The 17,876-nt window shown below is 58.8% G+C and carries 17 protein-coding genes; 13 read left to right on the plus strand and 4 right to left on the minus strand.

The genetic code is table 11. The annotated features are described in order from the left end of the window. The first annotated feature begins 2 nt into the window (after nt 1–2). Genes ssuD through MO767_RS04755 form a run of 4 tightly spaced genes read left to right on the plus strand, consistent with a single transcriptional unit; the run spans nt 3 to nt 2,994 of the window. Entirely contained in the window at nt 3–1,151 is a 1,149-nt protein-coding gene (gene ssuD, locus MO767_RS04740) for an FMNH2-dependent alkanesulfonate monooxygenase (protein WP_282479589.1), read from the plus strand. An 8-nt stretch (nt 1,152–1,159) separates the two neighbouring features. After that, a complete protein-coding gene (gene ssuC, locus MO767_RS04745) occupies nt 1,160–1,942 on the plus strand; it encodes an aliphatic sulfonate ABC transporter permease SsuC (protein ID WP_282479590.1) in 783 nt (260 codons plus the stop codon). Further along, the gene (ssuB, locus tag MO767_RS04750) at nt 1,939–2,745 is read left to right on the plus strand and encodes an aliphatic sulfonates ABC transporter ATP-binding protein (protein WP_282479591.1); all 807 of its coding nucleotides are present in this window, start codon (nt 1,939–1,941) and stop codon (nt 2,743–2,745) included. Before ssuC ends, ssuB begins: the two co-directional genes overlap by 4 nt. A 33-nt stretch (nt 2,746–2,778) precedes the next feature. Further along, nucleotides 2,779–2,994: a TOBE domain-containing protein gene (locus MO767_RS04755; protein WP_003229256.1), complete on the plus strand. Its 216-nt coding sequence runs from the start codon at nt 2,779–2,781 to the stop codon at nt 2,992–2,994. 63 nt (nt 2,995–3,057) lie between these two features. Here the strand turns inward: MO767_RS04755 and MO767_RS04760 are convergent, their stop codons facing one another. The 3 genes from MO767_RS04760 to MO767_RS04770 form a co-directional block, all read right to left on the minus strand. Next, nucleotides 3,058–3,822 (minus strand): hypothetical protein, encoded by a 765-nt coding sequence (locus MO767_RS04760; RefSeq protein ID WP_282479592.1) that lies wholly within the window; start codon nt 3,820–3,822, stop codon nt 3,058–3,060. Nucleotides 3,823–3,837: 15 nt separating this feature from the next. Continuing rightward, complete coding sequence (locus tag MO767_RS04765) at nt 3,838–4,470, minus strand: TetR/AcrR family transcriptional regulator (protein WP_282479593.1); 633 nt, start codon at nt 4,468–4,470, stop codon at nt 3,838–3,840. 269 nt (nt 4,471–4,739) lie between these two features. Beyond that, complete coding sequence (locus tag MO767_RS04770; protein WP_282479594.1) at nt 4,740–6,116, minus strand: glutamine synthetase family protein; 1,377 nt, start codon at nt 6,114–6,116, stop codon at nt 4,740–4,742. A gap of 278 nt (nt 6,117–6,394) precedes the next feature. Between MO767_RS04770 and MO767_RS04775 the strand changes: the two genes are divergently transcribed. The 8 genes from MO767_RS04775 (at nt 6,395) to MO767_RS04810 (ending at nt 15,628) form a co-directional block, all read left to right on the plus strand. Next, nucleotides 6,395–7,171: a gamma-glutamyl-gamma-aminobutyrate hydrolase family protein gene (locus MO767_RS04775; RefSeq protein ID WP_282479595.1), complete on the plus strand. Its 777-nt coding sequence runs from the start codon at nt 6,395–6,397 to the stop codon at nt 7,169–7,171. 37 nt (nt 7,172–7,208) lie between these two features. Beyond that, complete coding sequence (locus MO767_RS04780) at nt 7,209–8,567, plus strand: glutamine synthetase family protein (RefSeq protein ID WP_282479596.1); 1,359 nt, start codon at nt 7,209–7,211, stop codon at nt 8,565–8,567. A 58-nt stretch (nt 8,568–8,625) separates the two neighbouring features. After that, nucleotides 8,626–9,990, plus strand: a complete 1,365-nt coding sequence (locus MO767_RS04785) for an aspartate aminotransferase family protein (RefSeq protein ID WP_046045153.1) — start codon at nt 8,626–8,628, stop codon at nt 9,988–9,990. A 182-nt stretch (nt 9,991–10,172) separates the two neighbouring features. Continuing rightward, on the plus strand, nt 10,173–11,270 hold the full coding sequence (locus MO767_RS04790) for a polyamine ABC transporter substrate-binding protein (protein ID WP_282479597.1): 1,098 nt from the start codon (nt 10,173–10,175) through the stop codon (nt 11,268–11,270). Between the two features lie 243 nt (nt 11,271–11,513). Next, nucleotides 11,514–12,611, plus strand: coding sequence for a polyamine ABC transporter substrate-binding protein (locus MO767_RS04795; RefSeq protein WP_282479598.1), 1,098 nt, complete (start codon nt 11,514–11,516; stop codon nt 12,609–12,611). 70 nt (nt 12,612–12,681) lie between these two features. Beyond that, a complete protein-coding gene (gene potA, locus MO767_RS04800) occupies nt 12,682–13,824 on the plus strand; it encodes a polyamine ABC transporter ATP-binding protein (protein WP_008150457.1) in 1,143 nt (380 codons plus the stop codon). A gap of 35 nt (nt 13,825–13,859) precedes the next feature. After that, complete coding sequence (locus MO767_RS04805; RefSeq protein ID WP_282479622.1) at nt 13,860–14,741, plus strand: ABC transporter permease subunit; 882 nt, start codon at nt 13,860–13,862, stop codon at nt 14,739–14,741. Then, a complete protein-coding gene (locus MO767_RS04810; protein WP_201184827.1) occupies nt 14,738–15,628 on the plus strand; it encodes an ABC transporter permease subunit in 891 nt (296 codons plus the stop codon). The genes MO767_RS04805 and MO767_RS04810 overlap by 4 nt, the downstream gene beginning before the upstream one ends. A 160-nt stretch (nt 15,629–15,788) precedes the next feature. On the opposite strand, the gene MO767_RS04815 is transcribed toward MO767_RS04810, so the two are convergent. Further along, a complete protein-coding gene (locus MO767_RS04815; protein ID WP_282479599.1) occupies nt 15,789–16,430 on the minus strand; it encodes an HD domain-containing protein in 642 nt (213 codons plus the stop codon). Between the two features lie 382 nt (nt 16,431–16,812). Between MO767_RS04815 and MO767_RS04820 the strand changes: the two genes are divergently transcribed. Then, nucleotides 16,813–17,778, plus strand: a complete 966-nt coding sequence (locus tag MO767_RS04820; RefSeq protein ID WP_282479600.1) for a GlxA family transcriptional regulator — start codon at nt 16,813–16,815, stop codon at nt 17,776–17,778. Nucleotides 17,779–17,876: the final 98 nt, after the last annotated feature.

Here is a 17,876-nt window from a genome sequence, read left to right on the forward strand (position 1 = left end):
CCATGAGCCTCAATATTTTCTGGTTCCTGCCTACCCACGGCGACGGCCATTACCTTGGCACCGCTGAAGGCGCTCGCGCCGTCGACCACGGTTATCTGCAACAAGTCGCGCAAGCGGCGGATCGTCTGGGCTTCGGCGGGGTGCTGATTCCTACGGGTCGCTCTTGCGAAGATTCGTGGCTGGTGGCCGCGTCGCTGATCCCGGTGACCCAGCGTTTGAAATTCCTCGTCGCCCTGCGCCCCGGGATCATTTCCCCGACGGTGGCAGCTCGTCAGGCCGCGACGCTGGATCGCCTGTCCGGCGGTCGTGCGTTGTTCAATCTGGTAACCGGCGGTGATCCGGAAGAGCTGGCCGGCGACGGTTTGTTCCTGACTCACGAAGAGCGCTATCAAGCCTCGGTGGAATTCACCCGCATCTGGCGCCGCCTGCTGGAAGGCGAAACCGTCGATTACGACGGTCAGCACATCAGCGTGAAGGGCGCCAAATTGCTCTACCCGCCGATCCAGCAACCGCGTCCGCCACTGTACTTCGGCGGTTCTTCGGAAGCGGCGCAAGACCTCGCGGCAGAGCAGGTCGAAATGGTCCTGACCTGGGGCGAACCACCGGCCGCCGTTGCCGAGAAGATCGAACAAGTACGCGCTAAAGCCGCAAAGCTCGGTCGTACCGTTCGCTTCGGCATTCGTTTGCATGTGATCGTTCGTGAAACCAATGCCGAAGCCTTGCAAGCGGCGGATCGGTTGATCTCTCATCTGGACGACGAAACCATCTCCCGTGCCCAAGCCTCGCTGGCGCGCTTCGATTCCGTTGGTCAGCAACGCATGGCCGCGCTGCATGGCGGCAGCCGTGACAACCTGGAAGTCAGCCCCAACCTGTGGGCCGGTGTCGGCCTGGTGCGCGGCGGGGCCGGTACAGCATTAGTGGGCGATGGTCCGACCGTGGCCGCTCGCGTGAAGGAATACGCGGACCTGGGCATCGACACGTTCATCTTCTCCGGTTACCCACACCTGGAAGAGTCGTATCGCGTCGCCGAATTGCTGTTCCCGCACCTCGATATCGAGCGTCCGGAATTGCCGAAAAGCGCCGGTTACGTCAGCCCGTTTGGTGAGATGGTCGCCAACGACATTCTTCCCAAAGCCGCGTCGCAGAGCTGAGGCGCGCCATGAAGAAACTTCTCCATAACCTTGCGCCCTGGGCGTTGCCGGTGTTGCTGCTGGCGGTGTGGCAGTTGTCGGTGTCGGCGGGCTGGTTGTCGACACGGATTCTGCCGGCGCCAATCGCCGTCATCGAAGCCGGCGTCAGCCTGGTGCGCAGCGGTGAAATCTGGACGCACCTGGCGATCAGCGGCTGGCGCGCGGCGCTGGGCTTCACCATCGGCGGCAGCATCGGTCTGACCCTGGGTTTCATCACTGGCCTGTCGAAATGGGGCGAACGCCTGCTCGACAGCTCGGTGCAGATGATCCGCAACGTGCCGCACCTGGCGCTGATTCCGCTGGTGATCCTGTGGTTCGGCATCGATGAGTCGGCGAAGATTTTCCTGGTGGCGTTGGGCACGTTGTTCCCGATCTACCTCAACACTTATCACGGCATCCGTAACGTCGATCCGGCGCTGGTGGAAATGTCCCGCAGTTATGGCTTGTCCGGTTTCAGCCTGTTCCGACAGGTGATCCTGCCGGGTGCGCTGCCTTCGATTCTGGTCGGCGTGCGTTTCGCGCTGGGCTTCATGTGGCTGACGTTGATCGTCGCAGAGACCATTTCCGCCAGCTCCGGCATCGGCTACCTGGCGATGAATGCCCGGGAGTTCTTGCAGACCGACGTGGTGGTATTGGCGATTCTTTTGTACGCCGTGCTCGGCAAACTCGCCGACCTCGCGGCCCGTGGACTAGAACGCGTGTGGCTGCGCTGGCACCCGGCCTATCAGGTTGTTAAAGGAGGTGCGGCATGACGGCTCAACAACCTCCACGCCTGCTGCGCGGAATTCCGCTGGCGGTGCGCAAACTGCAAAAAACCTTTGGCTCGCGGCAGGTGTTGCGCGAGATCGATCTGCACATCCCTGCCGGTCAGTTTGTCGCCGTGGTCGGTCGTAGCGGTTGCGGCAAAAGTACCTTGCTGCGCTTGCTCGCCGGTCTCGACAAACCTACGGGCGGCGAATTGCTCGCGGGTTCTGCGCCGCTCAGTGAGGCGCTGGAAGACACCCGATTGATGTTCCAGGAAGCGCGTTTACTGCCCTGGAAAAAGGTCATCGACAACGTCGGCCTCGGGCTCAAGGGCAACTGGCGTCCGCAAGCGCTGGAAGCGTTGGAGGCGGTTGGCCTGGCCGACCGCGCCAATGAATGGCCAGCGGCCTTGTCCGGTGGGCAGAAGCAACGCGTGGCCCTGGCTCGCGCGCTGATCCATCAACCGCGTTTGCTGTTGCTGGACGAACCGCTGGGTGCGCTGGATGCACTGACCCGAATTGAAATGCAGCAACTGATCGAACGGCTCTGGCAGAAGCACGGTTTCACCGTGCTGCTGGTCACCCACGATGTCAGTGAAGCGGTGGCGATTGCCGATCGGGTGATCCTGATCGAAGAGGGCGAAGTCGGCCTCGACCTGCACGTTGAGCTGCCGCGCCCTCGGGTTCGCGGCTCCCATCGACTGGCGGCGCTGGAAACCGAAGTCCTCAATCGCGTGCTGGCGTTGCCCGGCGAACCACCGGCACCGGAACCTGTTTCACCATTGCCTACGCAATTGCGCTGGGCTCAATAACTCAAGCCTTATCCAACGACAGGAATCAACATCATGACGATCAAAGCCATCAACGTTCGTAACCAGTTCAAAGGCTCCATCAAGGAAATCGTGCTCGGCGACGTTTTGTCCGAAATCGACGTACAGACCGCTTCCGGCATCGTCACCTCGGTGATCACCACTCGCTCGGTGAAGGAGCTGGAACTGGTGGTCGGCAGCGAAGTGATCGCGTTTGTGAAATCCACTGAGGTGTCGATCGCCAAGTTGTAAGCGCGTGCATTGCGCTCAACCCCGAAGGGTTTGAACCCTTCGGGGTTTTTTATGCGCCGGTGTTCATGGCTCGGGCGCGCAGCGCCAACCGGCGACGGGCGCATAGGTGCCGAGTGAAGACAGCAGGCGAGGGTCGCTGAATAGCTCGCTGGCGTGTGGATCGATGTCAGCCGACAACAGTGGTTGGCCGACCTGCCTGGGCAGTGTGGAGTAGTCGATGTGCCACGGCGTTTGCCCGCCGTGGTGACGACCAAAAGAGAGTTCGCAGGCAAGCTGTTGCGGTGCGGTTGCCGCATCGATGTGTTCACGCAAATGGCCGCCGGGATTCAGCGCAACGGCACGGCTGGCGGCGAACAGAAAGTAGTCACCGGCCAGCACCAGGCAAGCAACGCGCGTCGGATCATCGACCGCCTGCAACCACTGACCGCGACAGGTGCCGCGAGAGTCCGGCAGTCGTTCCCAGATCTCGTAGTAGTCATCGTCCAGGGCGGTTTCGATCAGGCGTTCGCTGGTTTCGAAATGCATGCGCCCGATGTCTTCTTCGGTGCTGACGGGCTGATAGTCGAGTTTGCGATGCCACTGGCAAATGTCGCCGTTGACCTGGGTTACGCCGGCGAAGCCTTTTTGCTCGCTCAGGGTCAGCAAGTCAGCGTGATTCAGTTGTTCCAGCGGCAAGGCCGGAAGCGGGGTAGGCGGGATGCGCAGGTCGGCAAACAAACGCGGGGTTTGCAGCCAGTACACGGCTGTTTCGCTGTCGACGCGCCCCGACTGGAATTTGATCAGGCGTCGTTGCCACACGCCAAGGTAGTTGTCTGGAACGTTCGCCATGAACACCTCGTTGCGTTATGCGTTGCGCTTGGACAGGTAGGGCGGCAAATACAGGCCCAGATAGGCATCGAATACCCGCATGCCTTCTTCGGCCATGCGTGGGGTGATCTGTCCGTGTTGTTGCACCGAGCGCGCATAGACGCGGTCGCCGAGCTCCATGGCCAACGCAAACACATCAACGTCTGTCGGCAGTCTCGGCAGCTCGAAGTGGTGGTCGAAGAGTTTGTGCATCAGGTCGCCGAGTTCGATGTCGTGCTGACGGTCGGCCTGGGTAACTTCCGTCAGCCCGTGCTGGGCAAGAATGAGCTGGCGGGCGGCGGCGTCTTCGCTGTAGATCGCGAGCATGCGTTGTTCCACCAGTCGCGACAGATCGCGCCAGCCGTTGAGGGCGTGATGGTCGATGGGGGCTTGCAGGCAGGCACGGAACGCAGCGTGGACGTCGGCCGTCAGGGCTTCGAGCAGCGCCGGGACGCTGGCGAAGAAGTGGTAGACGGAGGAGGGCGGGATCTCCGCGCGTTCGGCGACGCTGTAGATCGACAGGCTGGCCACGCCCTCGGCAGCCAGCAGCGTGCGGGCGGCATCGAGTATCGAATCGATCCGGGCCTGGCTGCGGGCGCGGGGTTTGCGTGGGGTGGCGAGTCGGGTCATTGAAGTCTCCTGCGGGGCAGCGGGCATTGTACGAGCAGGCATCTATGTTGTCTTCCCGACCGCCATCGTCGGAATGCCGCCCAGACCAAGCTCACTCCCACATTTGATCGATGTGAAACACCGATTTCGCGTACGCAGGAAATCCCCTGTGGGAGCGAGCTTGCTCCGGGCGGCGTTCCGACGATGAATCCACCGCGGTCCTACTTAATGAATCCATAAAAAAACGCCGCAAGCTGTGAGGCCTGCGGCGTTGTTTTTACTGCAACCGCTTACACGGTATGCAGGTACCAGTTGTACTCGAGGTCGGAGATGGAGTGTTCGAACTCCTCCAGCTCGCTCTCTTTACATGCGACGAAGATATCGATGTATTTCGGATCGATGTACTTGGCCATGACTTCGCTGTCGTCCAGCTCACGCAATGCATCGCGCAGGTTGTTCGGCAGGCTTTGCTCGTTCTGCTCGTAGGAGTTGCCTTCCACGGGTGCGCCGGGCTCGATCTTGTTGGTCAGGCCGTGGTGCACGCCTGCCAGGACCGAAGCCATCAGCAGGTACGGGTTGGCATCGGCGCCGGCAACGCGGTGTTCCAGACGGACCGCGTCGGCGGAACCAGTCGGCACCCGTACCGCAACAGTACGGTTGTCCAAGCCCCAGCACGGTGCATTCGGCACGTAGAACTGTGCGCCGAAACGACGGTAGGAGTTGACGTTCGGGCATAGGAAAGCCATCTGCGCCGGTAGGGTCTCGAGCACACCGCCGATCGCGTGACGCAGTGCGGCGTTCTGCTCGGGATCCTCACTGGCAAAAATGTTTTTGCCATCTTTATCAAGAATCGAGATATGGACATGCAGACCGTTGCCCGCCTGGCCCGGGTAAGGCTTGGCCATGAAGGTGGTGTCCATTTCATGGTCGTAGGCGATGTTTTTGATCAGACGCTTGAGCAGGACCGCGTAGTCGCAGGCCTTGATCGGGTCGGCAACGTGGTGCAGGTTCACTTCGAACTGCGCCGGGGCACTTTCTTTGACGATCGCGTCGGCAGGGATGCCTTGCTCTTTCGCACCTTCCAGAATGTCCTGGAGGCAGTCGACGTATTCGTCGAGGTCGTCGATCAGGTAAACCTGTGTCGAATGCGGGCGTTTGCCGGAGATAGGCGAGCGAGGCGGTTGTGGGCGACCGTTCACGTTCTCCTGGTCGATCAGGTAGAACTCCAGTTCGAACGCGGCGCAGATGGTCAGACCCATCTCGTCGAACTTGGAAACAACTTGACGTAGAACTTCACGGGGATCCGCGAAGAAAGGTTCACCTTCAAGTTCGTGCATGGTCATTAACAGTTGCGCGGTAGGGCGCTTCTGCCAAGGCTCGTTGCACAGGGTGTCAGGGATTGGATAGCAGATTCGGTCAGCATCGCCGATGTCCAGACCCAGGCCGGTGCTTTCCACCGTCGAGCCATTGATATCCAGAGCAAATAGAGAGGCCGGCAGGTTGATGCCTTTCTCGTAAACCTTGTGGAGGCTGGTGCGTTCAATGCGCTTTCCGCGCACCACACCATTCATATCCGCAATCAGAAGGTCAACGTACAGAACCTCAGGATGTTCCTTAAGGAACGCGTTCGCTTCGTTAAGCTGAACGGCACGCGGGGGTACCGACATGATGCAACACCTTTGTTGTTAAAAATATCAATCATTGATCTCTTCGGATTCCAGTCAACCCGAACGGCATGCCGAAGTCAAGCGAGGCCTTTTTTGCCCTAAAAAAGCACCCGTTGGGCTTTTTTGAGGCACTTTGGGGCGTTTTTATGTCTTTGAGCGCTTTAGCGCCTGCGGGCTTGAGCTTGCCGTGTTGTATTTTTTACGGGGGTGTTGTGTAAAAAAATGAACAAGGCTAAGCTCGATTCAAACCCATAACACCAATAATACCGGGGTGCTTCATGTCTCGCCTGCCGTTAATCGGCGTCACCGCCTGCTCTAAGCAGATCGGTCTGCATGCTTATCACATCAGTGGCGACAAGTACGTCCGCGCCGTGGCCTCAGCGGCCAAGGGGCTGCCGGTGATTCTTCCGTCCCTGGCTGATTTGCTAGCACCGTCCGATATTCTGGACGGTTTGGATGGCATCCTCTTTACAGGCTCTCCTTCCAATATAGAACCGTTTCACTATAGCGGCCTAGCCAGTGCGCCGGGCACTGCTCATGATTCTGCACGCGATGCCACCACCCTCCCGTTGATCCGCGCCGCAGTCGAGGCCGGCATTCCCGTGCTCGGTATTTGTCGCGGCTTCCAGGAAATGAATGTGGCGTTCGGCGGTAGCCTGCATCAAAAAGTTCACGAAGCCGGTCCATTCATGGATCACCGTGAAGACGATAGCCTACCGCTTGAAGGACAGTATGCGCCAAGTCACCCGGTGCACATTCAACCGGGTGGTGTGCTTGCAGGTCTGGGCCTGGCGAGCGAGATACAGGTCAATTCGATTCATGGTCAGGGCGTTGAACGTCTGGCGCCGGGCCTTTGCGTCGAGGCCTTGGCTCCCGACGGGTTGATCGAGGCAGTCTCAGTCCCGCAGGGCAAGGGTTTTGCTTTAGGAGTGCAATGGCATCCCGAATGGCAGGTAAGCTCAAACCCGGATTACCTTGCGATCTTCCAGGCATTTGGCGATGCCTGCCGTAAGCGCGCATTACAACGCGACGCCGATGCGTCAAACAACGCCTGACTTATAAGAGTCAGGAAACCAAGCCTAAGAGGCATTTATGAGTAACAACCTCGACCAGCTCACCGATTGGTTGAAAGACCACAAGATCACAGAAGTCGAATGCATGATCGCCGACTTGACCGGGATCACCCGGGGCAAGATTTCGCCGACCAACAAGTTCATTGCCGAAAAAGGCATGCGCCTGCCCGAGAGCGTTCTGTTGCAGACCGTGACCGGCGACTATGTCGAAGACGACATCTATTACGAACTGCTCGACCCGGCCGACATCGACATGATCTGCCGTCCCGACCAGAACGCGGTATTCCTTGTGCCCTGGGCCATCGAGCCCACCGCTCAGGTGATCCACGACACCTACGACAAGCAAGGCAACCCGATCGAGCTGTCGCCGCGCAACGTGCTCAAAAAGGTGCTGAAACTCTATGCCGACAAGGGCTGGCAGCCGATCGTGGCGCCAGAAATGGAGTTCTACCTGACCAAACGCTGCGAAGACCCGGACTTCCCGCTGCAACCGCCGGTTGGCCGTTCCGGTCGCCCGGAAACTGGTCGCCAGTCCTTCTCGATTGAAGCGGCAAACGAATTCGATCCATTGTTCGAAGACGTCTACGACTGGTGCGAATTGCAGGAGCTGGACCTCGACACGCTGATCCACGAGGACGGCACGGCGCAGATGGAAATCAACTTCCGTCACGGCGATGCCCTGTCCCTGGCCGACCAGATCCTGGTGTTCAAACGCACCATGCGCGAAGCCGCGCTCAAGCACAACGTGGCAGCCACTTTCATGGCCAAACCCATGACCGGCGAGCCGGGCAGTGCGATGCACTTGCACCAGAGCATCATCGACATCGAGACCGGCAAGAACGTCTTCTCCAATGAAGACGGGACCATGAGCCAGTTGTTCCTGAATCACATCGGTGGTTTGCAGAAATTGATCCCCGAGCTGTTGCCGCTGTTCGCGCCGAACGTCAACTCGTTCCGCCGCTTCCTGCCGGACACTTCGGCACCGGTGAACGTGGAGTGGGGCGAAGAGAACCGTACCGTGGGCCTGCGGGTTCCGGATGCCGGGCCGCAAAACCGTCGGGTGGAAAACCGCCTGCCGGGCGCCGATGCCAACCCGTACCTGGCGATTGCCGCGAGCCTGCTCTGCGGTTACATCGGCATGGTCGAAGGCCTGAACCCGAGTGCGCCGGTGGTGGGCCGTGGCTATGAACGCCGCAACCTGCGCCTGCCACTGACCATCGAAGACGCGCTGGAACGCATGGAACACAGCGCGACTATCGGGAAGTACCTGGGCAAAAAATTCATCACTGGCTACGTCGCGGTCAAGCGGGCCGAGCATGAAAACTTCAAGCGCGTGATCAGTTCGTGGGAGCGGGAATTCCTGCTCTTCGCCGTCTGATGCGCCGGGCGCGGCTGGAATTTGCCGCGCCTTTCACTAAAATCTTAGGAGAATTCGCATGACCAGCAACAACCCGCAAACCCGTGAATGGCAAACCCTGAGCAATGATCACCACCTGGCCCCGTTCAGCGATTTCAAGCAGCTGAAAGAGAAAGGCCCACGGATCATCACCAACGCCAAAGGCGTTTACCTCTGGGACAGCGAAGGCAACAAGATCCTCGACGGCATGGCCGGCCTGTGGTGCGTAGCCATCGGTTACGGTCGCGATGAACTGGCCGATGCCGCCAGCAAACAAATGCGCGAACTGCCTTACTACAACCTGTTCTTCCAGACGGCTCACCCGCCGGTGCTAGAACTGGCCAAGGCCATCTCCGACATCGCGCCACAAGGCATGAACCATGTGTTCTTCACCGGTTCCGGCTCTGAAGGCAACGACACCATGCTGCGTATGGTTCGTCACTATTGGGCGATCAAAGGCCAGCCGAAGAAGAAAGTCATCATCAGCCGCAAGAACGGTTATCACGGTTCCACCGTGGCCGGCGCGAGCCTGGGTGGCATGACGTACATGCACGAACAAGGCGACTTGCCGATCCCGGGCATCGTCCACATCGCGCAGCCGTACTGGTTCGCTGAAGGCGGCGAGATGACACCGGAAGAGTTCGGTATCTGGGCGGCCAATCAGCTGGAAGAGAAGATTCTGGAAGTCGGCGTGGACAACGTCGGTGCGTTTATTGCCGAGCCGATCCAGGGCGCCGGCGGCGTGATCATTCCGCCAGACACCTACTGGCCGCGCATCAAGGAAATCCTCGCCAAGTACGACATCCTGTTCGTGGCTGACGAAGTGATCTGTGGTTTCGGCCGTACCGGTGAGTGGTTCGGTAGCGATTTCTACGACCTCAGACCCGACATGATGACCATCGCCAAAGGCCTGACGTCCGGCTACATCCCTATGGGTGGCTTGATTGTGCGTGACGAAGTGGTTGCGGTGCTCAATGAAGGCGGCGATTTCAACCACGGTTTCACCTATTCCGGACACCCGGTGGCCGCTGCGGTGGCACTGGAGAACATCCGCATCCTGCGCGAAGAAAAAATTATCGAGCGCGTTCATGCAGAAACGGCACCCTATTTGCAAAAGCGTCTACGGGAACTGAACGATCATCCGTTGGTGGGCGAAGTGCGCGGGGTGGGTCTGCTGGGGGCGATCGAGCTGGTGCAGGACAAGGCCACTCGCAAGCGTTACGAAGGCAAGGGCGCCGGCATGATTTGCCGCACGTTCTGCTTCGAAAACGGCCTGATCATGCGCGCCGTCGGCGACACCATGATCATCGCTCCGCCACTGGTGATTACACCGGCTGAAATCGATGAGTTGGTGACCAAGGCACGCAAGTGCCTGGACCTGACCCTGAGTGCATTGCAGGGCTAAGTGCTAGGCTCTGAGCGGGGTGTGAAGTTCGCATTTCGCTCAGAGCAAACGAAGGATAGGTCTTTCCTTGAAAGCCTGCCTTGGATCTTGCCAGACTACCGGTTGTTTCAGATGCCCAGGAAAGGCCGCTGAACACGTGGTTAAAAAGAAAAATTGGAGCATTACCCATGAAGGCATTAGGTATGAAGATAACTGGCAAGACCCTCCTCGCCATGTCCCTGATGGGCGTGATGGCGGGCGCAGTTCAGGCGGACGATAAAGTTCTTCACGTGTACAACTGGTCCGATTACATCGCACCGGATACCGTCAAGAAATTCGAAGCCGAGTCGGGGATCAAGGTTGTTTACGACGTATTCGACAGTAACGAAACATTGGAAGCCAAGTTGCTGGCAGGCAAGTCCGGCTACGACATCGTCGTACCGTCGAACAACTTCCTGGCCAAGCAGATCAAGGCTGGGGTTTACCAGAAGCTCGACAAGTCCAAGCTGCCTAACTGGGACAACCTGAATAAAGACCTGCTCAAAGCGGTATCGGTGAGCGACCCGGGCAACGAACACGCTTTCCCGTACATGTGGGGTTCGATCGGTATCGGCTTCAACGCCGAGAAGGTCAAGGCTGCACTGGGTGCCGATGCGCCTACCAATTCCTGGGACCTGATCTTCAAACCTGAAAACGCCGCCAAGTTGAAGTCGTGCGGTATCAGTGTCCTCGATTCGCCAACCGAGATGATTCCGGTGGCGTTGCACTACCTGGGCTATCCAACCGACAGCCAGGACAAAAAACAACTGGCCGAAGCCGAAGCGCTGTTCCTGAAGGTTCGTCCTTCGATCGGCTACTTCCATTCGTCCAAGTACATCTCCGACCTGGCGAACGGCAACATCTGCGTGGCTATCGGCTACTCGGGTGACATTTACCAGGCCAAGACCCGCGCCGCTGAAGCCGGTGACAAGGTCAAAGTCAGCTACAACATTCCGAAAGAAGGTGCAGGCAGCTTCTACGACATGGTCGCCATCCCTAAAGATGCCGAAAACGTCGAAGGCGCCTACAAGTTCATGACCTTCCTGCAAAAGCCGGAAATCATGGCTGAAATCACCAACGCCGTACGCTTCCCGAACGGTAACGCGGCTGCCACCCCGTTGGTTGATAAAGATATCACTGCCGACCCAGGCATCTACCCGCCAGCGGACGTGCTGGCCAAGCTGTACGCGATTGCCGACTTGCCGGCCGCCACCCAGCGAATCCTGACTCGCAGTTGGACCAAGATCAAATCCGGTAAATAAGAAGTAAAACCCTGTAGCAGCTGCCGCAGGCTGCGTCCAACGGCGAAGCAGTTGTGCTGTTGAAAACGCGGGAAGGTCCTTCGGACCTTAACGCAGCCTGCGGCAGCTGCTACAGGGATCTTCATAAAGTTTGCTGGAACGGTTTTTCGAGGGTAAGTTGCGCGCCGGTTTTGTTGCCAGGCAGCCGTGGCGGTCATGTAACGCGGGGCAACTTGGGCCCAACTAATTTTAGAGGACCTTCATGTGCCTATTTTTTCTTTGTTGCGCAATGCACTGCTGGTCGGCGCCGGACTGACGCTTGCCGTTAGTGTCCAGGCCGCTGGCACTGTGCATATTTATAACTGGTCGGACTACATCGGTTCGACGACCCTGGCCGACTTCCAGAAAGAGACCGGCATCAAACCGGTTTATGACGTTTTCGATTCTAACGAAACCCTGGAAGGCAAGTTGCTGGCCGGGCGTACCGGTTATGACGTGGTCGTGCCGTCCAACCACTTCCTTGGCAAGCAGATCAAGGCGGGTGCTTTCCAGAAGCTCGACAAGAAACAACTGACCAACTATGCCAACCTCGACCCTGTGCTGCTCAAGCGCCTTGAGCAAAACGATCCGGGTAACCTGTACGCCGTGCCGTATTTGTGGGGCACCAACGGCATCGGTTACAACGTCGACAAGGTCAAGGCTGTGCTGGGCCTCGACAAGATCGATTCCTGGGATGTGGTGTTCGAGCCGGAAAACATCAAGAAACTGCACAGCTGTGGCGTGGCGTTCCTCGACTCCGCCGATGAAATGATGCCCGCGGTCCTCAACTACATGGGCCTGAACGCCAACAGCACCAACCCCGCAGACTACAAAAAGGCCGAAGCCAAGTTACTGGCGGTGCGGCCTTATGTGACCTATTTCCACTCGTCCAAATACATAGCGGACCTGGCCAATGGCGATATCTGCGTGGCAATCGGCTTTTCCGGCGATATGTTCCAGGCCAAGGCCCGCGCGGCTGAAGCCGGCAAAGGCATGAACATCGCCTACTCGATTCCGAAAGAGGGCGGCGCGCTCTGGTTCGACATGCTGGCGATCCCCAAGGATGCAACCAACGTCAAGGAAGCCCACGCCTTCATCAACTATTTGCTCAAGCCTGAAGTGATTGCACAGGTCAGCGATTCGGTTGGCTACGCGAACCCCAACCCTGGCTCGGACAAATTGATGGAGCAATCCATCCGCACGGACGAGTCGGTTTATCCACCGCAAGCCGTACTCGACCAGACTTACGTGTCTGTCGAGTTACCACCAAACATTCAACGTTTGATGACCCGCAGCTGGACCAAGGTCAAGTCGGGTAAATAGCATCAAGGCTCAAACTATCCAAGGTTCGCTCGCCTCGGGCGAACTGCAAATTTTGTTGGGAGTTTCGTAAATGGCAGTTGCCTCCGGCGCCTATAAGAAAGCCCTCGAGGGCGACCAATCACCTAAACAGGTGTTGGTCAAAATCGACCGGGTCACGAAGAAGTTCGACGAGACGATTGCCGTGGACGATGTGTCCCTGGAAATCAAGAAAGGCGAGATTTTCGCCCTGCTCGGCGGTTCGGGATCGGGCAAATCCACGTTGCTGCGCATGCTCGCAGGCTTCGAACGGCCCACGGAGGGGCGCATTTTCCTCGATGGCGTAGACATCACTGACATGCCGCCGTACGAGCGGCCGATCAACATGATGTTCCAGTCCTACGCCTTGTTCCCGCACATGACCGTGGCGCAGAACATCGCCTTCGGCCTCAAGCAGGACAAAATCCCCGCCGCTGAAGTCGATGCGCGCGTAGCCGACATGCTCAAGCTGGTTCAGATGACGCAGTACGCCAAGCGCAAGCCGCATCAGTTGTCCGGTGGCCAACGTCAGCGTGTGGCCCTGGCACGTTCCCTGGCCAAGCGGCCGAAGCTGTTGCTGCTCGACGAACCGATGGGTGCTCTGGACAAGAAGCTGCGTTCGCAAATGCAGCTTGAACTTGTCGAGATCATCGAGCGGGTCGGCGTAACCTGCGTCATGGTCACCCACGACCAGGAAGAGGCCATGACCATGGCCGAGCGCATCGCGATCATGCACCTGGGCTGGATCGCACAGATCGGCAGCCCGATCGACATCTACGAAACCCCGACCAGCCGTCTGGTCTGCGAGTTCATCGGCAACGTCAACATCTTCGACGGTGAAGTGATCGACGACGCCGAAGGCCACGCGACCATCACCTGCAAGGACCTGGACCGTCAGATTTACGTGGGCCACGGCATCAGCACGTCGGTTCAGGACAAATCCGTGACCTACGCGATCCGTCCGGAAAAACTGCTGGTGACGCCGACCATGCCGACCTGCGAATACAACTGGTCCAGCGGCAAGGTGCACGACATCGCCTACCTCGGTGGCCACTCGGTGTTCTACGTCGAACTGCCGAGCGGCAAGATCGTCCAGTCTTTCGTCGCCAACGCCGAGCGCCGTGGCCAGCGCCCAACCTGGGGTGACCAGGTTTACGTGTATTGGGAAGACGACAGCGGCGTGGTACTTCGCTCATGAACATACGCAAATTCAAACGCCGACTCAGTCGAATAATTCCCGGTGGCCGTCAGCTGGTCATCGGGGTTCCGTTCATCTGGCTGTTCATGTTCTTCATGTTGCCGTTCTTCATCGTTCTGAAGATCAGCTTCGCCGAAGCCGACGTGGCCATCCCGCCGTACACCGAGATCTACAGCTACCTCGACCAAAAGGTGCAGTTGCTGCTTAACCTGAGCAACTACGCGATGCTGGCCGGTGACGAGTTGTACATCGCCGCCTACCTCGGCTCGTTGAAGATGGCGTTGATCAGCACCGTCCTCTGTTTGCTGATCGGCTACCCGATGGCCTACGCCATTGCCAGTGCGCGGAAAGAGCTGCAAACAGTACTCGTGCTGCTGATCATGATGCCGACCTGGACCGCGATCCTGATCCGCGTTTACGCGTGGATGGGCATCCTCAGCAACAACGGTCTGCTCAATGGTTTCCTGATGAGCATGGGCTGGATCAATGAGCCGCTGCAGATCCTCAACACCAACCTCGCCGTGTACATCGGCGTGGTGTATTCGTACCTGCCGTTCATGATCCTGCCGCTCTACGCCAACCTGGTGAAGCACGATGCCAGTCTGCTGGAAGCCGCATCGGACCTGGGTTCGAGCACCTTCAACAGTTTCTGGAAAATCACCATTCCGCTGTCCAAGAACGGCATCGTCGCGGGCTGCATGCTGGTGTTCATCCCGGTGGTAGGCGAGTTCGTGATCCCTGAACTGCTCGGCGGTCCGGAAACCCTGATGATCGGTAAAGTGCTCTGGCAAGAGTTCTTCAACAACCGTGACTGGCCGGTGGCGTCTGCCCTGGCGGTGGTGATGCTGGCGATCCTGATTGTGCCGATCATCCTGTTCAACCGCAGTCAGGCCAAGGAAATGGAGGGTAAAGAATGAAGCGCTTCCGTTTCTCAAGTTTCATGCTGGTTGCGGGTTTGCTGTTCATCTACGCGCCGATGCTGATCCTGGTGATCTACTCGTTCAACGCCTCGAAACTGGTGACGGTGTGGGGCGGCTGGTCGATCAAGTGGTACGTCGGCTTGATGGACAACACCCAACTGATGGGCTCGGTGGTGCGCTCGCTGGAAATCGCCTGCTACACGGCGGTGGCGGCGGTGGCACTGGGTACATTGGCCGCGTTCGTCCTGACCCGTATCACCCACTTCAAGGGTCGCACGCTGTTCGGTGGCCTGGTGACCGCGCCGCTGGTGATGCCCGAAGTGATCACCGGTCTGTCGCTGTTGCTGCTGTTCGTGGCGATGGCGCAGATGATCGGTTGGCCACAGGAACGCGGCATCATCACCATCTGGATCGCCCACACCACGTTCTGTGCAGCGTATGTGGCGGTGGTGGTCTCGGCGCGCTTGCGTGAACTGGACTTGTCCATCGAAGAAGCCGCCATGGACCTCGGTGCGCGGCCGTGGAAGGTGTTCTTCCTGATCACCATCCCCATGATCGCGCCATCGTTGGGCGCAGGCGGCATGATGTCGTTTGCCCTGTCGCTGGATGACCTGGTGCTGGCGAGTTTCGTGTCCGGTCCTGGTTCCACGACCTTGCCGATGGAAGTGTTCTCGGCGGTGCGTCTGGGGGTGAAACCCGAGATCAACGCCGTGGCCAGTCTGATTCTGTTGGCGGTATCGATCATGACATTCCTGGTCTGGTTCTTCAGCCGTCGTGCCGAAGAAAGTCGCAAACGTGCGATTCAGCAGGCGATCGAAGAAGGCGCTGCCGACTCCTGGAAACAACCGGACGTGCGTCGCGCCCAGGCTCCAGAAGCGGCTTAAAGGTTGGCTACAAATGTGTGGCCAACCCAGATTCAATGTGGGAGCGAGCTTGGTCCGGGCGGCGTTCCGACGATAGCGGAGTTTCAGTCAACATCAATTTTGACTGTTACGCCCTCATCGTCGGAACGCCGCCCGGAGCAAACTCGCTCCCACATTTTGCTTATGCCACCCAAGGCGACTTGCGGATGATCTCGACGAAGTTCATCGGCCTGAAGCCTGGCTCGCTGTCGACCAGCACATCCGCGTTCACGGTGCCAAACGTGGTGTCCGGCTTGTGTTTGAAGCCATTGGCAAACGCACACAGGATGCACTCTTTGAACCCTTCGCCACGCGGGTGGGCATGCACCACTTCTTCGCGTTGCGCGCTGGGGAACGCGGCGTAGTCGATGCCCAACACATCCATTTCAACGCCAGCAGTCACCAGCGCCACGTTTGGCCGCAGGTGTTGCGGCACGCCCGGTGTGGTGTGCAGAGCAATCGACAACCACACTTGCTCGATATCGTCATCCGACAAACCATAAGGTTTCAGGAACGCTTTGGCAGCGTTGGCACTATCGACTTCGAAGCGCTCGTCTTCAGTGCGATGACCTTCCACCAAGCCCAAGTCATGGAACATCGCACCGACATATAGCATCTCGGGGTTGTAGGCCAGTTGCTTGCGTTCACCGCTCAAGGCACCGAACAGAAACACCCGACGCGAGTGGTGATACAGCAGGTCTGATTCGACGTCGCGAATATATTCGGTGGTGGCCTTGGCCAACGCGCTGTCGGGGATTTTGATACCGGCGATGGTGCTGCTCATGGTGCTGTCCTCATGGGAAACGCCGTGGCGGCGCTGATGGGTTCAGTCTGTCCGCGCACCCGAAACCGGACAATCGATCCATGGCTGCGATCCCGGCCAATGAGCATGCATATCGCGCCAACCTCGCTTGTTGAACGCGGATTGGCTAGGGTTGAAACAGATAATCCTGGATGCACGCACGCCCTGTAGCAGCTGCCGAGCCTGCGAGGCTGCGTCCGGCTGCGAAGCAGTCGTAAACCCTGCGCACGCGATTCACCTGAAAGACCGCAGTGCCTGATTTCACGACTGCTGCGCAGCCGAACGCAGCCTCACAGGCTCGGCAGCTGCTACAGGGCGTGTGATGGCCGACTTTCATTTCAAGACCTGGAAGGCGAATCTTGCCATGAGTAAAACCGTTGCCATCGTGGTCTTCGCCGGCGTTCAGTCTCTGGACGTCACCGGTCCCATGGATGTGTTTTGCGAAGCCAATCGTTTCCTTGAGCCCCCAGATCACTATCGACTGGAGGTGATCGGCGTCGAGCGTGGGGCGATGCCGTGTTCCAACGGTTTGTCACTCAATGCCCATCGGCATTTCAGCGATGCGCTGGAGGCCTATGACTTGCTGCTGGTGGCCGGTGGGCCGCAGTTGCCGTTCATGGATTTTGGTGCGGCATTCGATACCTGGCTGCGCGATGCCTGCGCGCAGGCTCGACGCTTTGGCTCGATCTGCAACGGCGCGTTCATGCTTGCCCGGGCCGGGTTGCTGGAAGGGCGAACGGTGACCACCCACTGGGGCGACGCCGCAGCGCTGGCAAAGTTGTGCCCGTCGACTCAGGTCGAAGCTGATCGCCTTTACGTGGAGGACGGCAACCTCTACACCTCGGCGGGTGTCACGGCGGGGATTGATCTGTCGCTGTACTTGCTGGCCAGGGATCACGGGCCGGAAGTAGCGCTGAGTGTGGCAAAGCGACTGGTGGTGTTCACTCAGCGCTCCGGCGGGCAGTCACAGTTCAGCCCATTCCTCACGCCACACGCCGAACCCACTTCTGCCGTGGCGTTGGCGCAGCTCTACGTGTTGGCCAACCTGACGGGCGACCTGACGATTGCCGACCTGGCCAACGCCGCCAACATGAGTGCCCGCAACTTTTCCAGGGTGTTTACCAAAGAGGCGAAAATCACCCCTGCGGAGTTCGTCGAGCGGGCCAGAGTGGACGCGGCGCGGGTGCTGCTTGAAAGCACCCAGTCGCCACTGAAGACCGTGGCCTATCAGTGCGGATTTCGCGATGCCCAGCACATGCGCAGTGTGTTCAACCGCAGGCTGGGCGTGACGCCGCAGCAATTCAGGTTGAACTTTGCGGCGATGGTTTGAGCAGGGATTTTTGTTGGCTGGCAGGGCCTCTTCACGCCCTGAGCTTTTCCGTCAACACGGTTTTGCTGTGTCCGGCTCGCGATGGCGGCATCCCAGCC

It is taken from the genome of Pseudomonas sp. UYIF39, from assembly GCF_029963765.1.
In the GTDB taxonomy this organism is placed as follows: domain Bacteria; phylum Pseudomonadota; class Gammaproteobacteria; order Pseudomonadales; family Pseudomonadaceae; genus Aquipseudomonas.

Bases quoted from the DNA above. Each gene is read 5' to 3' on its own strand.
- ssuD (WP_282479589.1), top strand. From the start codon at position 3: ATGAGCCTCAATATTTTCTGGTTCCTGCCTACCCACGGCGACGGCCAT.
- ssuC (WP_282479590.1), top strand. From the start codon at position 1,160: ATGAAGAAACTTCTCCATAACCTTGCGCCCTGGGCGTTGCCGGTGTTG.
- ssuB (WP_282479591.1), top strand. From the start codon at position 1,939: ATGACGGCTCAACAACCTCCACGCCTGCTGCGCGGAATTCCGCTGGCG.
- MO767_RS04755 (WP_003229256.1), top strand. From the start codon at position 2,779: ATGACGATCAAAGCCATCAACGTTCGTAACCAGTTCAAAGGCTCCATC.
- MO767_RS04760 (WP_282479592.1), bottom strand. From the start codon at position 3,822: ATGGCGAACGTTCCAGACAACTACCTTGGCGTGTGGCAACGACGCCTG.
- MO767_RS04765 (WP_282479593.1), bottom strand. From the start codon at position 4,470: ATGACCCGACTCGCCACCCCACGCAAACCCCGCGCCCGCAGCCAGGCC.
- MO767_RS04770 (WP_282479594.1), bottom strand. From the start codon at position 6,116: ATGTCGGTACCCCCGCGTGCCGTTCAGCTTAACGAAGCGAACGCGTTC.
- MO767_RS04775 (WP_282479595.1), top strand. From the start codon at position 6,395: ATGTCTCGCCTGCCGTTAATCGGCGTCACCGCCTGCTCTAAGCAGATC.
- MO767_RS04780 (WP_282479596.1), top strand. From the start codon at position 7,209: ATGAGTAACAACCTCGACCAGCTCACCGATTGGTTGAAAGACCACAAG.
- MO767_RS04785 (WP_046045153.1), top strand. From the start codon at position 8,626: ATGACCAGCAACAACCCGCAAACCCGTGAATGGCAAACCCTGAGCAAT.
- MO767_RS04790 (WP_282479597.1), top strand. From the start codon at position 10,173: ATGAAGATAACTGGCAAGACCCTCCTCGCCATGTCCCTGATGGGCGTG.
- potA (WP_008150457.1), top strand. From the start codon at position 12,682: ATGGCAGTTGCCTCCGGCGCCTATAAGAAAGCCCTCGAGGGCGACCAA.
- MO767_RS04810 (WP_201184827.1), top strand. From the start codon at position 14,738: ATGAAGCGCTTCCGTTTCTCAAGTTTCATGCTGGTTGCGGGTTTGCTG.
- MO767_RS04815 (WP_282479599.1), bottom strand. From the start codon at position 16,430: ATGAGCAGCACCATCGCCGGTATCAAAATCCCCGACAGCGCGTTGGCC.
- MO767_RS04820 (WP_282479600.1), top strand. From the start codon at position 16,813: ATGAGTAAAACCGTTGCCATCGTGGTCTTCGCCGGCGTTCAGTCTCTG.